The sequence below is a fragment of the Streptomyces bobili genome, from assembly GCF_002154575.1.
Lineage (GTDB): Bacteria > Actinomycetota > Actinomycetes > Streptomycetales > Streptomycetaceae > Streptomyces > Streptomyces bobili.
In genome coordinates this window covers 1-7,165 of the sequence record NZ_MUBA01000163.1, presented here as the reverse complement: position 1 = coordinate 7,165, position 7,165 = coordinate 1, and the positions used below count along the sequence as shown (strand labels likewise).

The window sequence follows — 7,165 nt, the reverse complement described above, 5'->3', positions numbered from 1 at the left end:
CCCCGTACCGGTACGGGGAGCCCTTCTTCGAGGCCGCGACCTGAAGTGCCTTCGTCGCCGGCGTGGCAGCCGCCGCGTCGGAGGCGACACCCGGAACCACGATCGAGCCGCCCACGGCGGCGATGGCGAACGCCGAGGCCGTACCGGCTCGGGCCATGAGCGACGGGACACGATTGAGCGCAGTCATGCGCAACCCTTCGTCAGCCGCCTGTGAAGGATGACCTGTCGGATTCGGGCTGGCGAAGTTGCCCGGCCGCAGCTGCGGCTTCACCCCAAGGGCTGCTCGGCCCGGCGCCTCCCCTCGCGGGGACGTTCCGGTCCGGCGACCCGTCTTGCTCGGGTCCTCCACTCCTGCCGATGCACTTCTGTCGACTCGGGCATCCGGGCGGCGGCAGGACTCGGCGTCCGCCCGGACCGCCCCGCCGCTTGTGGCGGGGGCTTGTCGTCAGTCACGGATCTTGGCTCACCGATGTCCGAAAATCCCAACGGAACCGGGGATTTGTGGGGTTACTCACCACTCACCCGTTCGGGTGGACACCCTGATGTTCGATCAGATGTCAAGGTGCCACAGGGCCTCCGACCAGGGCGGGAACCCTGGATTCCGCCCACTTCCTCCCCGTCGCGCGCAACTTCTGAGGGTCGGAGAAGGCAAGCACCGGTACTCCGAACAGGGGTACGCCATTTGGTCCGTTTGAGTCGTGGCCCGGACGTCATGCACAGGGCGCCGTCCGTCCGGACCGGACGGACGCGGGTCAACCGTCGGAGAGCGGCGGCACCGTGACGCGCGCCGTACGGCGCTCCCCGTCGAGCACGCGCAGCGCCCGCGCGAGTGTCGGCGCGTGCAGTTCGCTCTCGCCCCGCTGATGCATCAACGTCAGCGCGTCCCGCAGTGCGGTCGCCCGGCTCACCAGCGCCTGGGCGGCCCGCAGTCCGCCGTAGGTGTCGCCGTGCCGGGCGGGGTTGATGCGGCCGAGCAGGTCGGCCACCTCCAGGTAACGGTCGATCAGCTCGGCCTCGGCGCGGGTCAGCGCGGGCAGCGGCGGCAGGTCGGGAAGCATCGCCGGATCACCCCGCGTCCGGCGCGCCGCCGGTGACCCCGCCGGTGACCTCGCGGGCGTGCTCGACCCGGTCCACCAGGCCGTACTCCACGGCCTCCCGCGCGTCGAGGATCAGGTCCCGCTCCAGGTCCGCGCTCACCTGCCCGGCGGCGCGCCCGGTGTGCCGTACGAGCATCTCCTCCAGGCGGGACCGGGTGCGGGCCAGCTCCTCCGCCCGGACGACCGGGTCGCTCGTCCGCCCCTCGGCCGGCTCGGGCAGGGCGGACGGGCGGAGCACCACGCGGGCGCCCGGCAGTGCGGACCGCTTGCCCGGTGTGCCCGCGGCCAGCAGGACGGCGGCGGGGGAACCGGCCCGGCCGAGGCAGACGGTGCGCACGTCGCAGGTGAGGTGCCGGAGCGTGTCGTAGACGGCGGACATCGCGCTGAACGAGCCGCCGGGGGAGTTGACGTACAGGCAGATGTCCCGGTCCGGGGCGCGGTGCTCCAGGTACATGAGCTGGGCCGTCACGTCGTTCGCCGCCGTGTCGTCGATCGGCGTCCCCAGGAGGACGATCCGCTCCTCCAGGAGCTTCGCGCGGGGATCCAGGGTGCGGTGTCCCGCGCCGGTACGTTCGGTGGACTCGGGCAGCGCGGGGCGGGCGGACGGGCGGGTCATGGGAACCCCCTCCTTCGGCGTCTGTAAAAAATGTACAGGACGTACGTGACGTTAGAATGGGGTCATGGCCTACGAGATTCCGGTGACACAAGCCAGGGCTGAACTCGCCGACCTGATCAACCGGGTGGTGTACGGCGGTGAGCGCGTCGTCGTGACGCGCCACGGCAAGCCCCTCGTCGCCCTCGTCTCCGCCGCCGACCTGGAGCGACTCGACGCGCTGGACGCGCTGGAGGCCTCGGCCGGTGAGCAGGTCGTCAGCTCCGTCTCGGCCGTCCGGGAGGTGGCGTCCGCTCCCCGCGGACGGCAGCGGTTCGGGATCGCGGCGGAACACCGCGGGGCCGATCCGTCCTAGGCGCTCTCCTGTAGCCCTCTGGGCGCCCTTCCGGCGCACGAAAAGGACCGCGCGCCTCCGTTCGCCGAGGCGAAGACGCACGGTCGGTCCGTGGGGTGGGAGCGGGAGTGGCCGGGAGGGCGTGCCTCAGCCGACCAGCGCGGGGCTCCGCTCCGCGGTCGGGCCGTCCTCCTTGCGCCGCCGCTTCAGCGCGTCGCCCAGCACGACCGCACCCAGGCCGAGTACGGCCCACCAGGTGAGGGTCAGTGCGGGGCCCGTCGCCGCCGCGCCGTCGAAGAACGCCACCGAACGCAGCAGGGTGCTCCCCGCGCCCGGCGGCAGCCACTGCCCGATCGCCCCGACCGGCTCGGGCAGCATCTGCGGCGCCGAGGCCGCCCCGGAGAAGGGGTTGCCGAGGAACATCACCACGAACGCCATCGCCCCGATGCCCGGCGTGCCCAGCAGGGCCGCGCACCCGGCCACGGCCGCGCCCACCGCCAGCGTGGACAGGCCGAGGGTCGCCGCCTCCGCCCACCAGTGGCCCGTGAGCACGCCGAGCCAGCTGTGCGCGAGTGCCGCGGCGACCATGCCCACCAGGGCCGCCGCGCCGACGAGCGTGAGCGCCGCGCGGACCCCGCGGAGCCCGAGCAGGGTCACCACCGCGCCCGCCGCGATACCGGCGATCGCCAGCGGCAGCACACTCGCGTTGAGCGCCGCGCCGCGCGGATCCGCGGCCGGGGCGGCGACGACGTCCACCGTCCGCACCTCACCCCCTTCGGCGGCTGCCTGCCCTGTGACCGCCTGCTGCAGCAACTGGGCGACGACGGGGCTCGCGGCCGAGGCCGTGAGCAGTTCGGGACCCCGGGCGGTCACGACCACGGCGCCGTATACGGTCCGGTCCTCGATGGCGGCGCGGGCGGCGGCCTCGTCGGCGTAGTGATGGATCTCGAAGGCGCCCTCCTGCCGCGTCAGCTTCTCCTCGATGCCCGCCGTGGCGGCGGGCGGTCCCGCCACGCCGAGCGGGAGGTCGCGGGGGGCGGTGCGCGCGGCGGGCCACGCGAAGGCCCACAGGGCGAGCGCGGAGAGGAGCGGGACGAGGACGACGACCGCGATCGCTCGCAGGGCGGGGCCCCTGGTGGCGGGGGCGGAAGCGGTGGACATGGGGTTCCTCCGGAAGGGCCGACCAAAAAGAAGGATCGTTCGTTTTAAGTGGAGCACCACCGTGCCCAGGATCGGCGCGGCTTGTCAAGAAGGAATGTTCGTTTTAGTTTGGGCGCCATGGCACGCGTATCCCAGGCCCACCTAGACGCCCGCCGCCGGCAGATCCTCGACGCCGCCGCGCTCTGCTTCGCCCGCAACGGCTTCCACGCCACGTCCATGCAGGACGTGCTCAAGGAGGCCGACCTCTCGGCCGGAGCGGTCTACCGCTACTTCAGCGGCAAGGACGAACTGATCGCCGCGATCGTCTCCGAGGTGCTCGGCGAGGTCCGCGAGGCCTTCGAGGAGGCGGCCCGGCAGAGCCCGCCGCCACCCCTGGACCTCCTGGTGGCCTCGGTCCTCGGCCGCACCCTCGCCGCCCGCGAGTCCCTGATCGTCGACGGTGTGCCCGCCTTCCCGCGCCTGGTCGTCCAGGCATGGTCGGAGATCCCCCGCAACGCCGAACTGGCGGCCGTCCTGCGCGAGGGGTACGACTCGGTGCGCGCGGCCTGGGGGCGGATCGTCGAGGGCTACCAGCAGACCGGCCGGATGCGCACGGACATCGCCCCGGACCACGTCGCCCGCACGATGATCGCCGCCGTGACGGGCTTCATCGCCCAGCAGGCCCTCTTCGGCCCGGCCCCCGTCGACATCCTGCGCGACGGCCTGCGCGCCCTGATGAGCGTGCCGGCCGAACAGCCGCGGCCTACGGGATCACCGCTCGGTTAACGTCGCCGAAATGCGGTCCAACTAGCCTGCCCCTCCACGCCACCAGGCACTTTGCCGAATGGCCGCGGCAACCGGGCCCCGCACGGTCCGGAGCGAGGATGTGAGGTGGGACGTGCAACTGACCCCGCACGAGCAGGAGAGGCTGCTGATCCATGTGGCGGCCGACGTCGCCGAGAAGCGCCGGGCCCGTGGGCTCAAGCTCAACCACCCCGAGGCCGTCGCGCTCATCACGGCGCACATCCTGGAGGGCGCCCGGGACGGCCGTACCGTCGCCGAGCTGATGGCGTCCGGCCGCAAGCTGCTCACCCGCGACGACGTCATGGAGGGCATCCCCGAGATGATCCACGACGTCCAGGTCGAGGCGACCTTCCCGGACGGCACCAAGCTCGTCACCGTCCACGACCCGATCGTCTGAGAGGGGCCTCGATGATTCCCGGAGAGTTCCTGTTCGCCTCGGACCCGATCGTCTACAACGCGGGCCGCGAGGTCACCCGGCTGACCGTCCTCAACGCAGCCGACCGGCCCGTGCAGGTCGGCTCCCACTACCACTTCGCCGAGGCCAACCCCGGCCTGGAGTTCGACCGCGCCGCCGCGCGCGGTCAGCGGCTGAACGTCGCCGCCGGCACCGCCGTGCGCTTCGAACCCGGGATCCCCGTCGACATCGAACTCGTACCGCTCGCCGGCGCCCGGATCGTGCCCGGACTACGCGGGGAGACCGGAGGTGCCCTCGATGCCTGAGATCTCGCGCGCCGCGTACGCCGACCTGTTCGGCCCCACCACCGGGGACCGCATCCGGCTCGCCGACACCGATCTGATCGTCGAGATCGAGGAGGACCGCAGCGGCGGCCCCGGTCTCGCCGGGGACGAGGCCGTGTTCGGCGGCGGCAAGGTCATCCGCGAATCGATGGGCCAGGCGCGTGCCACGCGCGCGCAGGGCACCCCGGACACCGTGATCACCGGCGCCGTCGTCATCGACCACTGGGGCGTCGTCAAAGCCGACATCGGCATCCGCGACGGCCGCATCACCGGCATCGGCAAGGCCGGCAACCCGGACACCATGGACGGGGTGCACCCCGACCTGGTGATCGGTCCGGAGACCGAGGTCATCGCCGGCAACGGACGGATCCTCACGGCCGGCGCGGTCGACGCGCACGTCCACTTCATCTGCCCCCAGATCGCCGACGAGGCGCTGTCCTCGGGCGTGACCACTCTGGTCGGCGGCGGCACCGGACCGGCCGAGGGCTCGAAGGCGACGACCGTCACGCCCGGCCCCTGGCACCTGGCCCGCATGATGGAGGCGATGGAGCAGTACCCGCTCAACATCGGCTTCCTCGGCAAGGGCAACACTGTCTCCCACGAGGCGATGCTCTCCCAGATCCGGGGCGGCGCGCTGGGCCTGAAACTGCACGAGGACTGGGGCTCCACGCCGGCCGTCATCGACGCCTCCCTCACGGTCGCCGACCGCACCGGCATCCAGGTCGCCATCCACACGGACACGCTGAACGAGGCCGGGTTCGTCGGCGACACCCTCGCGGCGATCGCCGGGCGCGGCATCCACGCGTACCACACCGAGGGCGCGGGCGGCGGGCACGCGCCGGACATCATGACGGTCGTCTCCCAGCCGCACGTGCTGCCGAGCTCGACGAACCCGACCCGGCCGTACACCGTCAACACCGCCGACGAACACCTCGACATGCTGATGGTGTGCCACCACCTGAACCCGGCGGTGCCCGAGGACCTCGCCTTCGCCGAGTCCCGGATCCGGCCCTCCACGATCGGCGCGGAGGACATCCTCCACGACCTCGGCGCCATCTCGATCATCTCCTCCGACGCCCAGGCGATGGGCCGGGTCGGCGAGGTGATCCTGCGGACCTGGCAGACGGCACATGTGATGAAGCAACGCCGGGGCGCACTGCCCGGGGACGGCCACGCGGACAACCACCGCGTACGCCGTTACATCGCCAAGTACACGATCAACCCCGCGCTCGCGCAGGGCCTGGCGCGCGAGATCGGCTCCGTCGAGACCGGCAAGCTGGCCGACCTCGTCCTGTGGGAACCGGCGTTCTTCGGCGTCAAGCCGCACCTCGTCATCAAGGGCGGGCAGATCGCGTACGCGCAGATGGGCGACGCCAACGCGTCCATCCCCACCCCGCAGCCGATCCTGCCGCGCCCCATGTTCGGGGCGATCGGGCGGGCACCGGCCTCCAACTCGTTCAACTTCGTGGCACCGCTGGCGATCGAGGACGGGCTCCCGGAACGCCTCCAGCTCGGCAAGAAGTTCCTCGCCATCGACTCCACACGGGGCGTGACCAAGGCCGACATGCGGGAGAACGACGCCCGCCCGCGGGTCGAGGTCGACCCCGACAGCTTCGCCGTACGCATCGACGGCGAACTGGTCGAGGCGACACCGGCGGCCGAACTGCCCATGGCCCAGCGTTACTTCCTCTTCTAATGGGCCGGAAGACGGGTTGGCGATGAGCAGGGCCGCGTTGCTCGTCCTCGCCGACGGACGTTTCCCCGCCGGCGGGCACGCGCACTCCGGCGGGGCGGAGGAGGCCGTCAAGGCGGGGCGGATCACCGACGCGGCGAGCCTGGAGGACTTCTGCCGGGGCCGGCTGCACACGGCCGGACTCGTCGCGGCGGCCCTGGCCGCCGCCACGGCGGCCGGCGCCGACCCCGTGGAAGTGGACGCCGCCGCCGACGCCCGGACGCCGTCGCCCGCGCTGCGGGTGGCCGCGCGCAGACTCGGACGACAGCTGATGCGGGCGGCGCGGGCCACCTGGCCGCATGCCGAACTGGACGCCCTCGCGCGGGAGTTCCCCAAGGGGGCGCATCAGCCGGTGGTACTCGGGCTGACGGCCCGTGCGGCCGGACTCGGGGCTCTCGACGCGGCGTACTGCGCGGCGTACGAGAGTGTGAGCGGGTCCGCCTCCGCGGTGGTGCGGCTGCTGAGTCTTGATCCGTTCGAGGCTACGGGTGTGCTTGCGCGGGTTGCTCCGCAGGTGGACCTGGTTGTCGATCGGGCGGTCGCCGCGGGGGTGAGGGTGTTGGGGGAGGGGGTTGGTGTGTTGCCTTCTGCGTCCGCGCCGTTGCTCGAGATCGGGGCGGAGGCGCATGCGGGGTGGGGTGTGCGGTTGTTCGCCTCGTGACGCTTCTTCGCCCCCGCCGTCCCTTCCCTTCCCGTCCCCCGGGGGC

The 7,165-nt window shown here is 72.5% G+C and carries 9 protein-coding genes, 1 pseudogene and 1 riboswitch; of the genes and pseudogenes, 6 read left to right on the top strand and 4 right to left on the bottom strand.

What is annotated here, in order from left to right:
* The 3 genes and pseudogenes from BZL64_RS14125 to BZL64_RS14115 form a co-directional block, all read right to left on the bottom strand.
* A pseudogene (locus BZL64_RS14125) lies at positions 1-187 on the bottom strand (NlpC/P60 family protein); the annotation flags it as partial.
* 3 nt (positions 188-190) lie between these two features.
* Positions 191-335, bottom strand: a riboswitch (cyclic di-AMP (ydaO/yuaA leader).
* Positions 336-752: 417 nt separating this feature from the next.
* Positions 753-1,058, bottom strand: coding sequence for a hypothetical protein (locus BZL64_RS14120; RefSeq protein ID WP_086769529.1), 306 nt, complete (start codon positions 1,056-1,058; stop codon positions 753-755).
* Positions 1,059-1,065: 7 nt separating this feature from the next.
* Positions 1,066-1,713 (bottom strand): ATP-dependent Clp protease proteolytic subunit, encoded by a 648-nt coding sequence (locus BZL64_RS14115; RefSeq protein ID WP_086769528.1) that lies wholly within the window; start codon positions 1,711-1,713, stop codon positions 1,066-1,068.
* A gap of 64 nt (positions 1,714-1,777) precedes the next feature.
* Here BZL64_RS14115 and BZL64_RS14110 point away from each other — a divergent pair, with 64 nt between their 5' ends.
* The gene (locus BZL64_RS14110; protein WP_086769527.1) at positions 1,778-2,065 is read left to right on the top strand and encodes a type II toxin-antitoxin system Phd/YefM family antitoxin; all 288 of its coding nucleotides are present in this window, start codon (positions 1,778-1,780) and stop codon (positions 2,063-2,065) included.
* 126 nt (positions 2,066-2,191) lie between these two features.
* Here the strand turns inward: BZL64_RS14110 and BZL64_RS14105 are convergent, their stop codons facing one another.
* Positions 2,192-3,205, bottom strand: coding sequence for a hypothetical protein (locus BZL64_RS14105; protein ID WP_086769526.1), 1,014 nt, complete (start codon positions 3,203-3,205; stop codon positions 2,192-2,194).
* A 117-nt stretch (positions 3,206-3,322) separates the two neighbouring features.
* Between BZL64_RS14105 and BZL64_RS14100 the strand changes: the two genes are divergently transcribed.
* The 5 genes from BZL64_RS14100 (at position 3,323) to BZL64_RS14080 (ending at position 7,119) form a co-directional block, all read left to right on the top strand.
* Complete coding sequence (locus BZL64_RS14100) at positions 3,323-3,970, top strand: TetR/AcrR family transcriptional regulator (protein ID WP_086769525.1); 648 nt, start codon at positions 3,323-3,325, stop codon at positions 3,968-3,970.
* A 112-nt stretch (positions 3,971-4,082) separates the two neighbouring features.
* Complete coding sequence (locus BZL64_RS14095) at positions 4,083-4,385, top strand: urease subunit gamma (protein ID WP_048819736.1); 303 nt, start codon at positions 4,083-4,085, stop codon at positions 4,383-4,385.
* 11 nt (positions 4,386-4,396) lie between these two features.
* Positions 4,397-4,708 (top strand): urease subunit beta, encoded by a 312-nt coding sequence (locus tag BZL64_RS14090; protein WP_086769524.1) that lies wholly within the window; start codon positions 4,397-4,399, stop codon positions 4,706-4,708.
* Positions 4,701-6,422, top strand: coding sequence for an urease subunit alpha (locus BZL64_RS14085; RefSeq protein WP_086769523.1), 1,722 nt, complete (start codon positions 4,701-4,703; stop codon positions 6,420-6,422). Before BZL64_RS14090 ends, BZL64_RS14085 begins: the two co-directional genes overlap by 8 nt.
* Positions 6,423-6,444: 22 nt before the next feature.
* On the top strand, positions 6,445-7,119 hold the full coding sequence (locus BZL64_RS14080) for an urease accessory protein UreF (protein WP_086769522.1): 675 nt from the start codon (positions 6,445-6,447) through the stop codon (positions 7,117-7,119).
* Positions 7,120-7,165 lie beyond the last annotated feature (46 nt).

Excerpts from the sequence above, each read along its gene's own strand:
- BZL64_RS14120 (WP_086769529.1), bottom strand. The coding sequence starts at position 1,058 with ATGCTTCCCGACCTGCCGCCGCTGCCCGCGCTGACCCGCGCCGAGGCC.
- BZL64_RS14115 (WP_086769528.1), bottom strand. The coding sequence starts at position 1,713 with ATGACCCGCCCGTCCGCCCGCCCCGCGCTGCCCGAGTCCACCGAACGT.
- BZL64_RS14110 (WP_086769527.1), top strand. The coding sequence starts at position 1,778 with ATGGCCTACGAGATTCCGGTGACACAAGCCAGGGCTGAACTCGCCGAC.
- BZL64_RS14105 (WP_086769526.1), bottom strand. The coding sequence starts at position 3,205 with ATGTCCACCGCTTCCGCCCCCGCCACCAGGGGCCCCGCCCTGCGAGCG.
- BZL64_RS14100 (WP_086769525.1), top strand. The coding sequence starts at position 3,323 with ATGGCACGCGTATCCCAGGCCCACCTAGACGCCCGCCGCCGGCAGATC.
- BZL64_RS14090 (WP_086769524.1), top strand. The coding sequence starts at position 4,397 with ATGATTCCCGGAGAGTTCCTGTTCGCCTCGGACCCGATCGTCTACAAC.
- BZL64_RS14085 (WP_086769523.1), top strand. The coding sequence starts at position 4,701 with ATGCCTGAGATCTCGCGCGCCGCGTACGCCGACCTGTTCGGCCCCACC.
- BZL64_RS14080 (WP_086769522.1), top strand. The coding sequence starts at position 6,445 with ATGAGCAGGGCCGCGTTGCTCGTCCTCGCCGACGGACGTTTCCCCGCC.